Origin of the sequence: Enterococcus malodoratus ATCC 43197, from assembly GCF_000407185.1 — a bacterium.
Lineage (GTDB): Bacteria > Bacillota > Bacilli > Lactobacillales > Enterococcaceae > Enterococcus_A > Enterococcus_A malodoratus.
The window spans coordinates 896,677-912,451 of the sequence record NZ_KE136483.1; the positions used below are offsets into that span (position 1 = coordinate 896,677).

Below are 15,775 nucleotides of genomic sequence, written 5' to 3' on the forward strand. Positions count from 1 at the left end.
ATATTAAATGAAAAAATAAGTTGTTTTACTTGCTATGGACTTAACTCCAACGTTTAGGATAGACAATGTAATGAAATTTAAAGGAGGAAAACAAGATGCAAACAATTACGTTGAACAATGGTGTAGAAATGCCTCAATTAGGCTTTGGTGTTTATCAAATTCCTTTGGAGGAAACGGCGGAGGCAGTGTATCAAGCTATTAAAGCAGGCTATCGTCTGATTGATACTGCTTCGATTTACGGAAACGAAAAAAAGACTGGGGAAGGAATCAAGCGGGCTATTGATGAAGGCCTAGTTACCAGAGATGAACTTTTTGTTACTTCAAAATTATTTATTCTCCAAGCACCAGAAGAAAAAGCCGCTGAAACAATTAATCTTTCCCTTGAAGTCATGGGCTTAGATTACCTGGATCTTTATCTGATTCACCAACCATATGGAGATATTTATGGTGCTTGGCGTGCCATGGTGGCTGCCCAAAAATCCGGGAAATTACGAGCAATTGGGATCTCGAATTTCAAATCAGCTAAAATGATTGAGTTTGTTGGCTTGAATGAAGTGAAACCGCAAATCAATCAAATTGAAGTAAATCCTTGGAACCAACGAATTGAAGATCAAGAATGGCATGAAAAATATGACGTTCAAATGGAGGCTTGGGCACCTTTTGCAGAAGGTCGCCACGAGTTGTTTACAAATCCTGTTTTAGCAGAAATTGGCAAGCAATATCACAAGACTGTGGGACAAGTTGTCTTGCGTTGGTTAATGCAAAGAGGGATTGTTGCTTTAGCAAAATCCGTTCGTCCAGAACGAATGGCAGAAAACATTGCAATTTTTGATTTTGAGCTTTCAAAGGCAGATCTTGAGAAAATTGCAGCATTGGATATGAAAGAATCAGCTTTCTTTGATCACGATGCACCGCAACAAGTAGAGTGGTTCATGGATCGCATGTTAGATACCGAAAAATGATGTATCTGATTTAAAGTAACAAGCAAAATCTGATTTCTATTGATTAGAAATAATCTAATAGGATAAAAATTCTGTGGCATCACGCATTTTGTAGATGATGTCACAGTATTTTTATGGGAATAATCTCTCAATGAAGGTGATTGAGTTGTCTAAAAAAAGCATTTTTAGCCAATAATCATAACGCTAAGCCTCGTCATTATTGGCTTTATGGCGGTGTCAAAACGAATAAAAAAAGAACAGGAAGGAGGAACCATGATGAACAATTCTAAAATAGCAATCGTCTATTATTCACGAACAGGAAATACAAAAGCAGTTGCTAAATTAATTCAAGAAAAGGTTGGTGGTGAGCTTTTTCAAATCGAAACAAAAGTAGCCAGACCTAAAAATTATCGACAGGAAGTCGAACAAAATGTGCAAGAGCAAGAAAGAGCAATCCTTCCAGAAATAAAAACACCGATTCCTGATATACAGAATTACGACCGGATTTTTATTGGGGCACCAACCTGGAATATGGCATTGCCGCAAGCTGTTGTCTCTTTTCTCAATGATTATGATTTCAAAGGGAAAATTGTGATTCCTTTTAATACCCATGGTGGTTATGGTAGTGGATCAACTTTTAGTCAAATCCGTACTGGAGCGAAAGGAGCCAAGGTATTGGCTGGCTACACTGTAAAAGGTGGAGAGGAAATAAACGGTCTGATAATGGGGATCACGGATGAGAATAGTAACCAAGTATCCAAGGAAATCGATACTTGGTTAGAAAAGATAAATCAATTAACGCAATAGAAAGAAGTTAAAACATTTGAAGAGAGAAAAATTTGGTGTCATTTTACCAATTACTTTATTAGCATATTTTTTAATATTAATGGATAATTCAATTATTTTTACAAGTTCTGTCGAGATAGGGGAAAGCTTAGGTTTGTCTGCAACAGCACTGTCCTGGGTATCAAGCGCCTATACACTGACTTTTGGTGGCTTTTTATTATTAAGCGGACGTCTTTCTGATTTATTAGGGAGAAAACGTATATTTTTAATCGGGTTATTTATTTTTGGAATCAGTTCATTAGTCATTGGCTTGTCACAAACTGCTGAAATGGTGATTGCGATGCGGGCAGTTCAAGGAATTGGGAGTTCCATCATCGCACCGACAACACTGGCATTGATTATGGATGCCTATCAAAACAATATGAGACAACGAGCAATTGCGTATTATGGGGCAACTGCCGGGATTGGTTCAAGTATCGGTCTATTAGTTGGTGGGGGACTGACAAGCCTGATTTCTTGGCGGGCCGGATTTTTGATTAACGTGCCATTTACACTAGTGCTATTTATTTTAACGTTGAAATATGTGACGCCTTCTGTCCGTCGAAAAGAAAGGATCGACTATTTAGGTAGTATACTTTCGATCTTTGGCTTGATTGGGATTATTTATGGCTTTACTGAAGGAAAAATTGGTCTTGTCTTTCTCGGAGTGGTCTTTTTGGGAATCTTTATTTTATGGGAAGGAAAGTCTGCTGCGCCAATTTTACCTTTAGCACTTTTTAAAAACAAAATCCGTTCTGGAGCATATGTGACACGGCTCTTATTTATGATGGCAATGTTACCATTTTGGTTCTTTTTGCCACAGATGATGCAAAGCCAATATGGTTTTTCAGCGTTAGAATCAGGATTTGCTTTTTTACCATTGACAATTGTTAATTTTATCATTGCAATGCAACTGCCAAGGCTAACTGGAAAATTTGGGAACAATAAGGTGTTGCTGGCCGGTGAAATAATATTAGCGATCGGGTTAATGCTACTTGCCATCTCAAATCCGGCCAATGGCTATTGGCAAACCGTTTTTGTTCCAATGGTCATCCTGGGGTTAGGTCAAGGCTTAATCTTGGCCCCTGTGACCTCAGCAGGCGTTTATGAAGCACCTGATGAATTGGCCGGTATTGTGCTAGTGGAGTGACAAACACAATGCATCAAATTGGAGGTCCCATTGGATTATCGCTAATCGTCGCAACGACAACTAATTTTCAAACCCAAATCTGGATGATGACAGCATTCACAGTAATTTCTATGTTAATAGTAGCCATTTTTGTCAATAATAAGAAATAGCATTTTCTTCAAGTCACTATTTTTACCGGAAAAATAGCAATCTTTGTTTCTATCACCATTCAAATCAGGGCAAGCATTGGGTGTTCCGTGGAGAAGAGCTACGAGGATTTCTGCTTACTAATGTTAATTGTAGAAAATATTTTTTACAGTACACCACAAAAATCTATTGTAAAGCTGCTGGATAGTAAAGAAGATTAATGTTTCATCTTGTTAAATATCAATCTGGCTAATAAGCGATGTTTCAATCATTATATCTGTGCAGAACGTTTGTGAGGCGTATAGACAGTCTTTGTCTGTATGCCTTTTTATTTTAAAAAAATTTGTCTTTTTTCGAAAAATGCTCACTCCCAGATTGTAGTAATAATGGAAAGGGATAGATATGAAAATGAGTTGAATGAATTTTTTGAGGAGGAAAATGTTATGGGCGACCCCAAAGAAACCCACATTCAACATATGTTTGACAGTTTTTGTAAGAAAGTAGTCCGCAATGAAGCATTCAATATTCAAAAGAAAGATGCGAGATTTCGCCAGCGTCAAATTTCAATGGAGACGTTGGAACAAAAAAGCCTAGGCACAGAATTCTATTACTCTGACACGAGGCTGAATGGTAATGGGAAGTTTCCTATCTTAGGAATCGAAATTTTAATAGGCAATGAAGTATTGGCAAATGCAATTGAACAATTGGCTAGTATTAGACAAGAGATCATCTTGATGTCATTTTTCATTGGTCTCAATGATCGTGAAATTAGTGAAATAGTCGGAAAAAGTCTTGGAAGTGTTTGGTATCAACGTCAGGAAGCCTTAGAAGATCTGAACAGGATGTTAGGTGACAGTTATGAAGAAAACTAAAAGATATATACCGTCTATACCAGTAGAAACGATCAAAGCTGCAAGCTCCGGCGATTCAATCGCAATGACCATTGTCCTGTCAAAATATCAAAACTATATTTCAAGAGTAGCTATGAAGCCTGTTTATGAAGAAGAAAAGGGCATGGTTATGTATGTGGATGAATATATGCGTAGACAACTGGAAACGAAATTGATTGAAAAGATACTTGAATTTGATACAACTCGTTAACGTATTTTTTCCCTTTCCTTTTCATTCTATGAAAGTTTTTTATCAGTTTTGAATAGAAGACTTTCGTAGGCTGAAAAAGCCAAATGCTCTTTGAAAACTGAATAGTAAATCTATCAGTACGTGTAGTTTACGAGTTTTTGGTTAGTTTCGCCATGACAAGAGACTTCTTTGAGCGACAGTTTTTGAAATAGACTCGTGACTACGATAATGATACTTCCGTAACCAAATTGGCCCGCCATTACTGGGGGGAGGTGAGATTCCTATGTGCTTTGGCAGAGCAGCTGATAGATGAAAAACTACTATTTTTAAGACTTGATTTTTCTTATCTACGTCATTGCTTTATGATACCTAATTTTTGTTTAGAAATACTGGGGAAGATTTTTTACGATAGAGAAGAGGTGAAGCAATTGGAATATCCTACTAATCAAAGTGTTCTTGAAACTGATTTTTATCCGTACTTGCAAAAGAAACTAGAAGAATACACAGATAGGCTACTTGCTATGGCGCAACTACCACTAGTACTTACTAATACTGATTTGAAACGTCTTTTTCAAATCAGTGATAGTACGTTAAATCGCTTGGTCAAACTTGGCGATTTTCCGACTTGTTGGTATGGAATTCGAGGACACTACCTGCGAGACGATGTTTTAGAATGGATGAGGAAGAGTGATGCAGATGGCTTTCGTGAACAAATGCGACTACTTCGATCTTTATAGGTTACATCTTTTTATTAAGATGCGGTACAATGGAAGCATAGATAGAAAGATTTCCAAAGATTTTTCGCTTGTTGGGTTCCTTCGAAATAGGAGGAATCAATAAATGAAAACAAAAGATCGTTTTAAAAAACAAATTAGTTCTACTGGCAGAGTCACTTGGTATTTTCAAGCATTTCGAACAACGAGACGTGGTTTCAATTCAAAACGGGAAGCACAACTTGCTTATCTGGAAATGGAAAAGGAGCAACGACACAAGAAAAGGATTGTTGCAAGCAACGACAAGTTTAGCGTTGTAGGTGAAAAATGGTTTCAATATTACCGGTCCTTAAATGAACAAAAAGAATCGACCTATGATAAGCGAGCAGAACAACTGACTATCATCAATCGTTGGATTGGCAATAAACGACTCTGTGATTTATCATCAGATGAACTACAAGAGTTGGTTTTCAACTTGAAGGAACGAGGCCTCAACGGTACAGATGCGGGCTATGCTAAAAATAGTCTACAATCTCTGATTCAAGTCCTAAACATGGTTTTCAAGTACTGTCTCAAAAAGCAGTTAGTAAGTGAAAATCCTATGAAGACAGTCAGAATACCTAAGTATCAAGTAACCGTTCGGGATTTAAAAGAAGCTGTCAACAATGTAGAAGATAAGTTTTTGACGGTAGATGAGTTGAGGACGTTCTTGAACTATGGCATTGTCCATGAAGAATTACCTATGTCAGTTCTCTTTCATGTTCTATTCTATACAGGCTGTCGCGTTAGTGAGGCACTTGCTTTGCAACCAGAAGATATTGATTTTCAAAGAAATGAAATTCTCTTTTATAAACAGACAGCGGTTAAAGGAAAGAGTAAAGAGTTTCGTATTGAAACTACTAAGACAGTTAGTTCTGCTAGACGAGTGCCGGTAACACCATTGGCGATGGAAAAACTAAAGCAATTGATTCGTGCTTTAGCTGAGATGAGAGGGCATCATCGCTTTATTGTGGATGGGACTTATTTATTTGTTTATCTAGATGCTAGTAAACGTGGGGTGCCTTATCGCAGGGAATATGTAAATGATCACGTTAAGCGGTGCGTGGAGCGGTCAGGGATTGGAAAGTCATTCCATACTCACTTAGCTCGCCACACAATGGCTAGTCTAGTAGCCGAGTATTGTAGTTGGGATGTCTTGAAGGATCGATTAGGTCATACGGACAAAACGACTTCAAAAATCTACCGTCATTTGACTAATAATGAAAAGGTAAAACCATTACTTGCATTTCGTTCTTTGGAAGACTAAAACACGGTGAAAACACTGGTATTATAGGATTCCTAAAAGACCAATTTTTAATAAAGTAGTCAAAGTGTAGTCAAAGGGAATAAAAATCGTTATATAGCAATGCTTTAGCGACTTTTCACAAGTATCAAAGAAATTCGTCGTTAATCTTTTATTATCTGATGAATCGAAGCCCTTGGTTATCAAGGGCTTTTTTTGTAGGCCTTGAATACTGTTTGCTTTGCGAATGGATATTTTTCAAAACATAAAAAAGGTGAGGTAGCCGTAATGGCACCTCACCTTTTGCTTATTGAATTTTATCTAAGATTAATTGTGCACAGTCGATTTGGTTGGGAATGTTGCCCGCTTCGTCTTTTACTCGCCAGATATCGGGAGTAATTTCATCAACGACATACATTTTTCCATTTTCGTCATAACCAATTTCAATTTTGAAATCAATTAGGCTTAGGTCCATTTCGGCTAAAGCATCTTTAAGGACGGTACCAACGTTTGTTAAAATATTCAGTGCTTCATCGTATTGACCAGGTGTCAAAATGCCTTTCATTTGGCACAAACGATCGGTAATCAATGGGTCACCCTGTTCGTCATCCTTTAAAGTTACTTCCAAATACGGCGGGTCGAAAGGCAATCCTTCTGGTAACGTAAAGCGACGGCACATGCTGCCAGCCGTGAAATAGCGTAAAACAAATTCCAAGTTTGGTACTGTTAATTGACGAACTTTCATGACACCTTTTTCGATATCCGCCCCTAAGTAATGAGTAGGAATATCATTTTTTTCCATTAATTCAAAAAAGTATTTTGAAACAGTTAAGCCAATTTTGCCTTTGCCAGCGACGCTGCCGCCAACGGTGTTGGAACCCGGGTCAAAGACACCGTCTTCGCCAGTCGCACTATCTTTGAACAGTAAATAGACTTCTTTGTTCTCTTCATCAAGTAAAACTGTTTTCGTTTTTCCATCGTACAATTCTTTCATCTTTTTCCTGCCTTCTCTGAAATAACCAGTGTTTTAAAAAATGATAACATTGGTGATTATCACTGTCGATGATTTTTCGGGTTTTGGAATAAAAAAGCTGAATAAAGTTCGTGTTTTAATGATTTGCCTGATTGAAAGTCAACTTTCTTGATTTAGATAGTGTATTTTGTTCGGGTTTTTAAGCGCTGAAAATGGTCTGTTCATCCGGCAACTGTCCATCATGAGCAGGCCATTGACACTCTAACAACTGAAAATCAGTAAAAACGGCTCTAAAGGAGGAAGCCTCTGGAGAACAGGCATAGACTCCGAAGCGAACTTTGCCATCCCCGTTAAGCATGTGGCAGATACGCATTTGTTGAAACTTTTTCCCATCTGTTGAAGATTCGATGCAGTAATCATCCCCGCGTCTGCTTAGGCGATACCACATGGATTTGATTGAAGCATCGATTTCGGTCGTTGCCCAATCGGAGAAACCGTGATTTGTTACGACGCTGCCTAAGTGCTGATAGGTCTCATTCTCATACTCAATCGACCCTTTTAACCAATTTTCACTATCTAAGTACATCACGATGCCGCATTGATCAAACCGATGGTGGCTTTCAGCAAATTCAGTTTTTACGACAAAACTAAAATATTTCTCGACCGTTTCCATCTGAAAAACGGGCGCATTGTCGTTTTGAAAATGATAATAGGTATTTTGCCAAAGATCAGTATGTGGTTTGGTGATGACCTCAAGCTTGTTTTCGGATAAATTATAGCTTTCGGGGGAACGAGTCCATTTAAAATTTTGCAGATCCATAGTATGCCTCCTGAGTTTGTCTTAATAAAAGGGTAGCAAAGATAAAGCAAGTTTGCTATAAAAAGCTTAGCATGTGGAACTAGAGAGCAAATATTTATGAGTCGCTACAATCCAGCTTTGCAAACTTTACGCTAAATGCTATTCTAAGTAATGTAGAACATTCATTGGGAAAGGTGGACCGTATGAAGAAGACTCGTGTGTTGTATTTAGAAATCGCTGAGAAAATTAAAGAAGATATATTTTCTGGAAAGTATCCTGTAGGGACGATGCTGCCCTCAGAACCAGAGCTGGAAAGATTATTCGATGTCAGCAAGATCACTGTCAGAAAAGCCATTGAGCTGCTGGCAGCGGATGAATATGTGGAGAAGAAAAGCGGGAAGGGCACAACGGTACTCAGTGAGCGCCCGTACAATAAATTATCAAAGGCGATCAGCTTTACGCAAATTTTAGAAAATTCCAATTTGTCCGTTAAAAAAATGATCCTTGATGTAAAAAAGATTACGTTGGACGAGAGTCAGAAAGCCTATGAGTACTTTGGTTCGGAAGCTATTTGGTTCCAACGGATGTACTTGTTGGACGATAAACCGTATATCTGTTTCGATCATTATTTGCCTGTAGGTTTAAAAAGAGTCACCAAAGAAGATTTGGAACAAGAATCGCTCTATCGGATTTTGTATCAAAATGGCTTAGAGATCGAACGCTTTATGGATGATTTTGTCGCGATCGCATTAAATCAAGAACAGCAAAAGCTTCTTCAAACGGAAGAAACGATCGCGTTAAAGAGAATTCGAAAATCCTATGATTATGATCAGAAGGTAGTCGAGTATTCGGAAGCCATTTATAATACTTCGAATCATGCGTATCAAATTGAATATGAAACATAAGATTGAAACTGTGATGGTTAGCTGTCACAGTTTTTTATTATATCTAATCATTAATGAAGGTTTGCAGAAAAATAAAGTTCTTCTGAGGGTTAATTATGACTCGCTATTAAAGAAAACAATCAATTTTTGTCAAAAGAAAGTAAAAAATAATCTTGAAAAAGCGTTTACAGATAAAAAGCGGTATGGTACTATTCACTTGTAAACATTATAACGTTATAAACGGAGGTTAAAAAATGGACAGACTTGTAAGTTCGATAGAACAAAAATTGATGCCTTTCGCGAATAAGATTGGTACACAGCGACACATGATGGCAATCAGAAAGGGAATTGTTGCAACGATGCCGTTGACAATTGTTGGCTCTTTTTTCACTATTTTTCTAAATTTCCCGATTCCTTCTGTTGCTGCAATGATTGAACCGTATTTAGCAATTTTAGATATCCCATTTCGTTATACAGTCGGAATCCTAGCTTTGTATGCTACTTTTGGAATTGCCTCACAGTTGGCTAATAGTTATAAGGTCGATTCTTTGACTGCCGGTATTTTGTCCGTTATGGCCTTTCTAGTGACTGCGGCACCGCCGCTTCGTGTATTCGACAATGTTGACGGAGTGATTGATGCTGGACGTTACATCAATATTGCTAACCTTGGCGCGGCATCCTTATTTGGGGCAATCGTCACCGCGCTTATTTCAGTAGAAATCTATCGGATATTTATTGAAAAGAACATTACGATCAAAATGCCTGAAGGCGTTCCGCCAGAAGTAACCAATTCATTTATGGCGTTGATACCTGGCGGCGCTATCCTGATTTTCTTCTGGGTGATCCGTCATATGATCGGATTCGATATCAATGGCTTCTTGAGTAATTTGCTAATGCCTTTCAAAGATGTTCTTGCCGGCAATAGTTTGTTTGGCGGATTGTTGACGGTCTTCTTGATCTGTTTCTTCTGGGTATTAGGAATTCATGGACCAGCCATCATGGGACCAGTTATTCGTCCTTTCTGGGAATTATCGATCGCTGAAAATATGGAAGCTTTTGCGGATGGTGCCAGTGCCACTGCGATGCCAAATATTTTCACGGAACAATTCTTACAATGGTTCATCTGGATCGGCGGAGCAGGAACGACGTTGGCGTTAGTGGTATTCTTCATGTTCTCTAAATCGAAATACTTGAAGAGTTTAGGACGTCTGTCATTCTTACCAGGATTATTCAATATTAATGAACCGATGATTTTCGGTGCACCGATCGTAATGAATCCGTTGTTAGGGATTCCATTCATTTTGGCACCACTAGTAACTACCACTTTATCTTACTTCTTAACCGTTTCCGGCTTGATTCCAATGATGGTGGCGCGTTACGGCTTTACGATTCCAGCGCCGATCGCGGCTTGGATGAGTACTGACTGGAGTATTGGAGCGGCGATCTTGGTTATTGTCAATTTCTTAATCTCGATGGGAATCTACTACCCGTTCTTCAAGGTTTTTGAAAAACAACAATTAGCGCGTGAAGCTGCTGAGATAGAAGCAGAAGAAGCAGCGAAAAAAGCAAAAGGCGAAAGCCTGCAAGGTGCTACGTCTAACTAAGAAGGATTCATTTTCTATAGCAGAAAGGATAGAGAGGGTAGTCAAGCGACTATCCTCTTCGGTGATACTATGAACTTAATTTATTTAGTTGCACTATTTTTAGCCAGTCATATTTATTTAGAAAAGGGAAGACTTCCGGCAAAAATGCAGGAAGTAAAACTGAGATATATCTTATTTGGTTCTCTAGGGGCAATTACATTAGCGATGGTGCTTGGCGTTTTGCTAAACATCGCGTCATTCTTAGTAATGACTGTGACAATTTGTTCGGCTTCGCTGATTGCTTATAAGTACCGCTCAAAATTTGATGAAATGGAACGAGGGAAAAGTGTATGAAACGTGTATTAGGAATTTCAGTTTATCCGGATCATAGTGATATCGATCAGGACAAAGCATATATTAAATTGGCTCATAAATATGGGTTCGGTCGGATTTTTATGAGTATGCTAGAGGTTACTGAAGGCAAAGAGACGGTCAAAAAGAAATTTAAAGAACTGATTTTCTTTGCGAAGGAGCTAGGCTACGAAACGATCTTAGATGTAGCACCAAATATTTTCGAAGAGCTAGGGATTTCCTATGATGATATGAGTTTCTTTCATGAATTAGGCGCAGATGGGATTCGGTTGGATTTGGGCTTTGATGGAAGCAAGGAAGCGATGCTGACTTACAACCCATATGGTGTGGCGATCGAATTGAACATGAGTAATGATGTGGCGTATTTGGACAATATCTTGACTTATGAAGCCAACACGCCATTTCTATATGGCTGCCACAATTTTTATCCGCAAGAGGGAACGGCTTTACCTTACGATTTCTTCGTAAAATGCAGCGAACGTTTCAAGGCTCACGGGATCAGAACCGCTGCTTTCGTTACTTCTCAAGTGGGAGATATCGGTCCGTGGGATATCAATGATGGTTTGCCAACGTTAGAAATGCATCGTCATTTGCCAGTGGAAGTGGCGACCAAGCATTTATTTGCGACTAAATTAATCGATGATGTGATCATCGGAAATGCCTATGCATCAGAAGAAGAATTGCAGGCAATGGGCGCAGTCGATCGTTATCAAACGGAGTTTTCTGTTGAATTTGTCGCAGATGTGAATGAAGTAGAAAAACAAATCGTCCTGAATGAACAGCACTATCGCAGAGGAGACATCACGGATCAGATGGTTCGCTCAACCTTTGTTCGTAAAAAATATGGACAAGAAGCCAACGCGCCTCATGACAATGAAATCGAATTCCAACCGGGAGATATCGTGATCGGAAATGACGCGTTTGGTAAATATAAAAATGAGCTGCAAGTAGTCTTGAAGGCTCATAAGGATAATCGGAAGAATAAAGTGGGGCAGATCATTGCGAATGAACAGCTGCTCTTACCATTTATTCACCCTTGGTCAAAATTCAAATTTACAGAAAAGTAGGAACGAAAATGTTGGATTTAGTTGTAAGAAACGGCAAAACGATTGATGGACAGAAATTCGAATTAGGAATTTCTGATGGCAAAATCACCGATATAGCAGATAAAATTGTTGAAGAGAGTCAGAATGAGCTTGTGTTAACGGAAGAGCAATACCTTTCGCCAGGCTGGATCGATGATCATGTACATTGCTATGAAAAAATGACGCTGTATTATGATTATCCCGATGAGGTTGGTGTGAAAAGAGGCGTGACGACGGTAATCGATGCCGGAACGACCGGTGCGGAAAACATCGGAGACTTCTGTGCGTTGGCTGAAAAATCAAAAACCAATGTCTACGCTTTATTGAACATTTCAAAATGGGGCATTGTTGAGCAGGATGAATTGGCAGATCTGACGAAAGTTCAACGTGATGCGGTACGACGGGCGATCGAGGAATTTCCTGAATTTATCGTTGGCTTGAAAGCTCGAATGAGCAAGACGGTGATCGGTTCAAGCGGAATCGAACCGCTAAGATTAGCGAAAAAATTTCAACGAGAATATGGCAATCTGCCGTTAATGGTTCATGTCGGTTCCGCACCGCCTGAGCTGTCGGATATTCTAGCTTTAATGGATAAAGGCGATGTGCTGACCCATTGCTTTAATGGAAAAGAAAATGGGATTCTCGATCGCTCCAGCAATCAAATCAAAGGTTTTGTGTGGGAAGCTTACAACAAAGGCGTTATCTTTGATATCGGACATGGGACTGACAGCTTCAATTTTGGTGTTGCGAAGCAAGCCTTGAGTGAGGGGATGAAGAGTTCTTCGATCAGCTCGGACATTTATGTTCGCAATCGTCAAAATGGTCCGGTCTATGATCTAGCCACAACAATGGAAAAGCTGTTCTTAGTAGGGTATTCTTGGGAAGAGATCATTAAGCAGGTTACGGAAAGCCCAGCCGAAAATTTCCATTTAAAGAACAAAGGAAAACTAGCGGCGGGGTACGATGCGGATATCACGATATTCACTATTCAGGAATCTGAAAAAGAATTAATCGATTCAAATGAGAATACTCGCACGGCGAAAGAGGAAATCGTGCCTGTGAAAACGATCATTGGAGGTCAAATCTATGACAATTAATTTGGATAAATTAGGCTTAAAAGAAGTGATTAACGCTTCCGGCCGCATGACGATTCTTGGAGTATCGAAGGTCTCTGAAGCGGTGATGGAAGCCCAACGTTTTGGCGGCGAGCACTTTTTTGAAATGGCGGACTTTAGTGAAAAGACCGGGGCTTATATCGCGAAACTTTTAGAAGTCGAGGATACACAGATTGTTTCTTCCGCTTCAGCCGGAATTGCTCAAAGTGTTGCGGCGATGATTGGACAAGGCGACGTCTATCATGCGTACCATCCATATACTGATCGCATCAAGAAGCGAGAGATCATTTTACCCAAAGGGCACAACGTTGATTATGGGACACCAGTAGAAGTAATGGTCGAACAAGGCGGCGGGCAAGTAGTAGAAGCCGGATATGCCAATATGTGTTCAGCGGATCATTTGGAAATGATGATTACTGAAAATACGGCGGCGATTTTATACATTAAGAGTCATCATACAGTTCAAAAAAGTATGCTGTCAGTTGCAGAAGCGGCAGCTGTTGCGAAAAGAAATCAGCTGCCATTGATCGTTGATGCCGCAGCGGAAGAAGATTTATTCTTCTATAGTAAAGCCTGGGCTGATTTAGTAATCTATTCTGGCGCGAAGGCGATTGAAGGGCCAAGTGCTGGTTTGGTGATCGGCAAGAAAGACAAAATCGAATGGGTTCGCCTGCAGGGCAAAGGGATCGGCAGAGCTATGAAAATCGGGAAAGATAATATCCTAGGTTTTACCCAAGCGATTGAAGACTATTTGAAGAATGGCAGCGAGTCTGGGGATTCGATGCAGGTGAGACTAGAACCGTTTATCGAAGCGGTCAATCAAATCAAAGACCTAACCGCTAAGAGTGTTCAGGATGGTGCTGGTCGGGATATTTATCGGGCCAGTGTTCACGTTTCGGGCAATCATACAGCGCAGGAAGTTATTGCCAAGCTGAAGGAAGAATCACCAGCTGTTTATACAAGAGAATATCAAGCCAATAACGGAATTATCGAATTTGATATCCGTTCTGTGAATGCGCAGGAGATGGCAATGATCGTAACGCGTTTACGCGCTATTATGGAATAAGAAGGGGACAAAGCAATGTCATTACAACCAAATTACTTAGAAGATCGAATTTGTTTAAATGTATTAGCAAACTCAGTGGAAAATGCCAAAGACTGTTATCAAGCCGCAGAAGGCCACGTAGTCTTAGGCGTTCTATCGAAAAATTATGACAGCGATGAAGTAGCGATCGCCGATATGAAAAAATATCAAGAAGCCACCGATAATGCTTTATCTGTCGGCTTAGGCGCAGGCGACCCAAATCAAAGCCAAATGGTCTCGCGTATCTCAGGTAAGTTACAGCCACAGCATGTAAATCAAGTATTTACTGGCGTAGGAACTTCCAGAGCTTTGCTAGGGCAGTCGGAAACAGTCATCAATGGACTCGTTTCACCTACCGGAAAAGTCGGCTACGTTAATATCGCGACTGGCCCATTAAGCTCGCAAGGAGCGGAAGGGATCGTTCCAATCGAAACAGCGATCAAGCTATTGCAAGATATGGGCGGCAGTTCGATCAAATACTTCCCAATGAAAGGTTTGGCCCATAAAGAAGAATTTAAAGCTGTGGCTGAAGCTTGCGCGAAGTATGATTTCTATCTGGAACCGACCGGCGGAATCGACTTAGAGAACTTTGAAGAAATCCTTCAAATCGCGGTGGATGCCGGCGTTAAAAAAATCATTCCCCATGTTTACAGCTCGATTATTGATGCAGAAACAGGCGATACTCGACCAGAGGATGTTAAAACACTGCTTGAGATGGCTAAAAATACATTGAATTAAAAAGGAGATCAATCTATGAGATTTGCGGCTTTTGGTGAAGTGATGCTGCGGCTGTCCCCGCCAGAATATCTGTTGTTGGATCAAACAAATGAATTGCGGATGGATTACACCGGCACGGGCGTCAACATTATGGCGAATCTAGCCCAGTTTGGTTATGAGACCTCACTGGCGACAGTGCTGCCAGATAATCGTTTAGGCCAAGTTGCCAAATCAGCAATCGCTAAATATGGGATCAGGACGGATCTACTAACTTTTGCTCACCAGCATATCGGCAGTTATTTTGCGGAGAATGGTTACGGTCAGCGTCCAACACAAGTGACTTATCAGAATCGCCATCACAGTTCATTTGGGGTGAGCGATCAGACTGCCTATGATTTTGAGCAGGTCGCGGCTTCGAATGATCTGATCCATATTTGCGGAATTTCCTTAAGCCTAACGGATGAGACGCGCAGCGCCGCTCACGCATTAGCAAAAAAAGCGGCTGAAGCAGGCAAAAAGGTTTGTTTTGATTTTAACTTTCGTCCTAGTTTGAATACCGAACCGAATAAGGCTGCTTTCATGAAAAAGCAGTATGAGCAGATTTTACCTTACTGTGATATCGTTTTTGGCAGTGTTCGAGATTTGACGGATTTGTTGCAAATGCCATTATCCGGTACGGAGGATGAATTGATTTCGGTATTTATGGAAATGTATCAAATTGATTGGTTCGCCGGAACGAAAAGAACCTCCGCGAACAATCAGAAACAGCTGCAAGGGTTTCTTTATACTCGTGATGAGCAGGCTGTTAGTACAAGTCGCGAGTTAACCATTTTAGATCGAATCGGTGCCGGTGATGCCTATGCTGCTGGGATTTTAGCAGGCTATGCAGAAAGCTGGTCATTAACTGAGACAGTCGAGTTTGCAACGATGAATGCAGTATTGGCTCATACGATTCATGGAGATGTACCATTGACTACGAAGGAACAGGTCCTTGCCGTGTTGGAAAATCCTGGTATTGATTTGATTCGTTAAAAGAACTAAACTCG

16 protein-coding genes and 1 pseudogene are annotated in these 15,775 nt (G+C 40.0%); 15 read left to right on the forward strand and 2 right to left on the reverse strand.

The features are described 5' to 3' along the window. The first annotated feature begins 95 nt into the window (after nucleotides 1-95). The 7 genes and pseudogenes from I585_RS19765 (at nucleotide 96) to I585_RS19795 (ending at nucleotide 6,141) form a co-directional block, all read left to right on the forward strand. On the forward strand, nucleotides 96-962 hold the full coding sequence (locus tag I585_RS19765) for an aldo/keto reductase (RefSeq protein ID WP_010740255.1): 867 nt from the start codon (nucleotides 96-98) through the stop codon (nucleotides 960-962). A 255-nt stretch (nucleotides 963-1,217) separates the two neighbouring features. After that, nucleotides 1,218-1,748, forward strand: coding sequence for a flavodoxin family protein (locus I585_RS19770; protein ID WP_010740254.1), 531 nt, complete (start codon nucleotides 1,218-1,220; stop codon nucleotides 1,746-1,748). Between the two features lie 16 nt (nucleotides 1,749-1,764). Beyond that, nucleotides 1,765-3,065 (forward strand): annotated as a pseudogene (locus I585_RS19775) (MFS transporter). A gap of 420 nt (nucleotides 3,066-3,485) precedes the next feature. Then, nucleotides 3,486-3,914 carry an RNA polymerase sigma factor gene (locus tag I585_RS19780; RefSeq protein ID WP_010740252.1) on the forward strand — a complete coding sequence of 143 codons (429 nt, stop codon included), beginning with the start codon at nucleotides 3,486-3,488 and terminating at the stop codon, nucleotides 3,912-3,914. Then, complete coding sequence (locus I585_RS19785; RefSeq protein WP_010740251.1) at nucleotides 3,901-4,143, forward strand: helix-turn-helix domain-containing protein; 243 nt, start codon at nucleotides 3,901-3,903, stop codon at nucleotides 4,141-4,143. Before I585_RS19780 ends, I585_RS19785 begins: the two co-directional genes overlap by 14 nt. Before the next feature lie 341 nt (nucleotides 4,144-4,484). Beyond that, the gene (locus I585_RS19790) at nucleotides 4,485-4,859 is read left to right on the forward strand and encodes a helix-turn-helix domain-containing protein (RefSeq protein WP_425268456.1); all 375 of its coding nucleotides are present in this window, start codon (nucleotides 4,485-4,487) and stop codon (nucleotides 4,857-4,859) included. A gap of 103 nt (nucleotides 4,860-4,962) precedes the next feature. Beyond that, on the forward strand, nucleotides 4,963-6,141 hold the full coding sequence (locus I585_RS19795; protein WP_010740249.1) for a tyrosine-type recombinase/integrase: 1,179 nt from the start codon (nucleotides 4,963-4,965) through the stop codon (nucleotides 6,139-6,141). Nucleotides 6,142-6,424: 283 nt separating this feature from the next. Here I585_RS19795 and I585_RS19800 read toward each other — a convergent pair whose 3' ends face one another. After that, nucleotides 6,425-7,111, reverse strand: a complete 687-nt coding sequence (locus I585_RS19800) for a phosphoribosylaminoimidazolesuccinocarboxamide synthase (RefSeq protein WP_010740248.1) — start codon at nucleotides 7,109-7,111, stop codon at nucleotides 6,425-6,427. 178 nt (nucleotides 7,112-7,289) lie between these two features. Next, complete coding sequence (locus tag I585_RS19805; protein ID WP_010740247.1) at nucleotides 7,290-7,910, reverse strand: DUF1349 domain-containing protein; 621 nt, start codon at nucleotides 7,908-7,910, stop codon at nucleotides 7,290-7,292. A 182-nt stretch (nucleotides 7,911-8,092) separates the two neighbouring features. On the opposite strand from I585_RS19805, the gene I585_RS19810 reads away from it, so the two are divergent. From I585_RS19810 to I585_RS19850, 8 genes are all read left to right on the forward strand, one after another. Further along, complete coding sequence (locus tag I585_RS19810; protein ID WP_010740246.1) at nucleotides 8,093-8,794, forward strand: GntR family transcriptional regulator; 702 nt, start codon at nucleotides 8,093-8,095, stop codon at nucleotides 8,792-8,794. A gap of 233 nt (nucleotides 8,795-9,027) precedes the next feature. Next, a complete protein-coding gene (locus I585_RS19820) occupies nucleotides 9,028-10,377 on the forward strand; it encodes a PTS sugar transporter subunit IIC (protein ID WP_010740245.1) in 1,350 nt (449 codons plus the stop codon). 69 nt (nucleotides 10,378-10,446) lie between these two features. Further along, the gene (locus I585_RS19825; RefSeq protein WP_010740244.1) at nucleotides 10,447-10,710 is read left to right on the forward strand and encodes a hypothetical protein; all 264 of its coding nucleotides are present in this window, start codon (nucleotides 10,447-10,449) and stop codon (nucleotides 10,708-10,710) included. Next, a complete protein-coding gene (locus I585_RS19830) occupies nucleotides 10,707-11,795 on the forward strand; it encodes a DUF871 domain-containing protein (protein WP_010740243.1) in 1,089 nt (362 codons plus the stop codon). The genes I585_RS19825 and I585_RS19830 overlap by 4 nt, the downstream gene beginning before the upstream one ends. Before the next feature lie 8 nt (nucleotides 11,796-11,803). After that, nucleotides 11,804-12,910, forward strand: coding sequence for an amidohydrolase/deacetylase family metallohydrolase (locus I585_RS19835; protein WP_010740242.1), 1,107 nt, complete (start codon nucleotides 11,804-11,806; stop codon nucleotides 12,908-12,910). Beyond that, nucleotides 12,900-13,994 carry a DgaE family pyridoxal phosphate-dependent ammonia lyase gene (locus I585_RS19840; RefSeq protein WP_010740241.1) on the forward strand — a complete coding sequence of 365 codons (1,095 nt, stop codon included), beginning with the start codon at nucleotides 12,900-12,902 and terminating at the stop codon, nucleotides 13,992-13,994. The genes I585_RS19835 and I585_RS19840 overlap by 11 nt, the downstream gene beginning before the upstream one ends. A 15-nt stretch (nucleotides 13,995-14,009) precedes the next feature. Beyond that, complete coding sequence (gene dagF, locus I585_RS19845) at nucleotides 14,010-14,750, forward strand: 2-dehydro-3-deoxy-phosphogluconate aldolase (protein WP_010740240.1); 741 nt, start codon at nucleotides 14,010-14,012, stop codon at nucleotides 14,748-14,750. A gap of 15 nt (nucleotides 14,751-14,765) precedes the next feature. Then, a complete protein-coding gene (locus I585_RS19850; RefSeq protein ID WP_010740239.1) occupies nucleotides 14,766-15,761 on the forward strand; it encodes a sugar kinase in 996 nt (331 codons plus the stop codon). Nucleotides 15,762-15,775 lie beyond the last annotated feature (14 nt).

What these genes read in the sequence shown, in the direction of transcription:
- I585_RS19765 (WP_010740255.1), top strand. Translation starts at nt 96, where the DNA reads ATGCAAACAATTACGTTGAACAATGGTGTAGAAATGCCTCAATTAGGC.
- I585_RS19770 (WP_010740254.1), top strand. Translation starts at nt 1,218, where the DNA reads ATGAACAATTCTAAAATAGCAATCGTCTATTATTCACGAACAGGAAAT.
- I585_RS19780 (WP_010740252.1), top strand. Translation starts at nt 3,486, where the DNA reads ATGGGCGACCCCAAAGAAACCCACATTCAACATATGTTTGACAGTTTT.
- I585_RS19785 (WP_010740251.1), top strand. Translation starts at nt 3,901, where the DNA reads ATGAAGAAAACTAAAAGATATATACCGTCTATACCAGTAGAAACGATC.
- I585_RS19790 (WP_425268456.1), top strand. Translation starts at nt 4,485, where the DNA reads ATGATACCTAATTTTTGTTTAGAAATACTGGGGAAGATTTTTTACGAT.
- I585_RS19795 (WP_010740249.1), top strand. Translation starts at nt 4,963, where the DNA reads ATGAAAACAAAAGATCGTTTTAAAAAACAAATTAGTTCTACTGGCAGA.
- I585_RS19800 (WP_010740248.1), bottom strand. Translation starts at nt 7,111, where the DNA reads ATGAAAGAATTGTACGATGGAAAAACGAAAACAGTTTTACTTGATGAA.
- I585_RS19805 (WP_010740247.1), bottom strand. Translation starts at nt 7,910, where the DNA reads ATGGATCTGCAAAATTTTAAATGGACTCGTTCCCCCGAAAGCTATAAT.
- I585_RS19810 (WP_010740246.1), top strand. Translation starts at nt 8,093, where the DNA reads ATGAAGAAGACTCGTGTGTTGTATTTAGAAATCGCTGAGAAAATTAAA.
- I585_RS19820 (WP_010740245.1), top strand. Translation starts at nt 9,028, where the DNA reads ATGGACAGACTTGTAAGTTCGATAGAACAAAAATTGATGCCTTTCGCG.
- I585_RS19825 (WP_010740244.1), top strand. Translation starts at nt 10,447, where the DNA reads ATGAACTTAATTTATTTAGTTGCACTATTTTTAGCCAGTCATATTTAT.
- I585_RS19830 (WP_010740243.1), top strand. Translation starts at nt 10,707, where the DNA reads ATGAAACGTGTATTAGGAATTTCAGTTTATCCGGATCATAGTGATATC.
- I585_RS19835 (WP_010740242.1), top strand. Translation starts at nt 11,804, where the DNA reads ATGTTGGATTTAGTTGTAAGAAACGGCAAAACGATTGATGGACAGAAA.
- I585_RS19840 (WP_010740241.1), top strand. Translation starts at nt 12,900, where the DNA reads ATGACAATTAATTTGGATAAATTAGGCTTAAAAGAAGTGATTAACGCT.
- dagF (WP_010740240.1), top strand. Translation starts at nt 14,010, where the DNA reads ATGTCATTACAACCAAATTACTTAGAAGATCGAATTTGTTTAAATGTA.
- I585_RS19850 (WP_010740239.1), top strand. Translation starts at nt 14,766, where the DNA reads ATGAGATTTGCGGCTTTTGGTGAAGTGATGCTGCGGCTGTCCCCGCCA.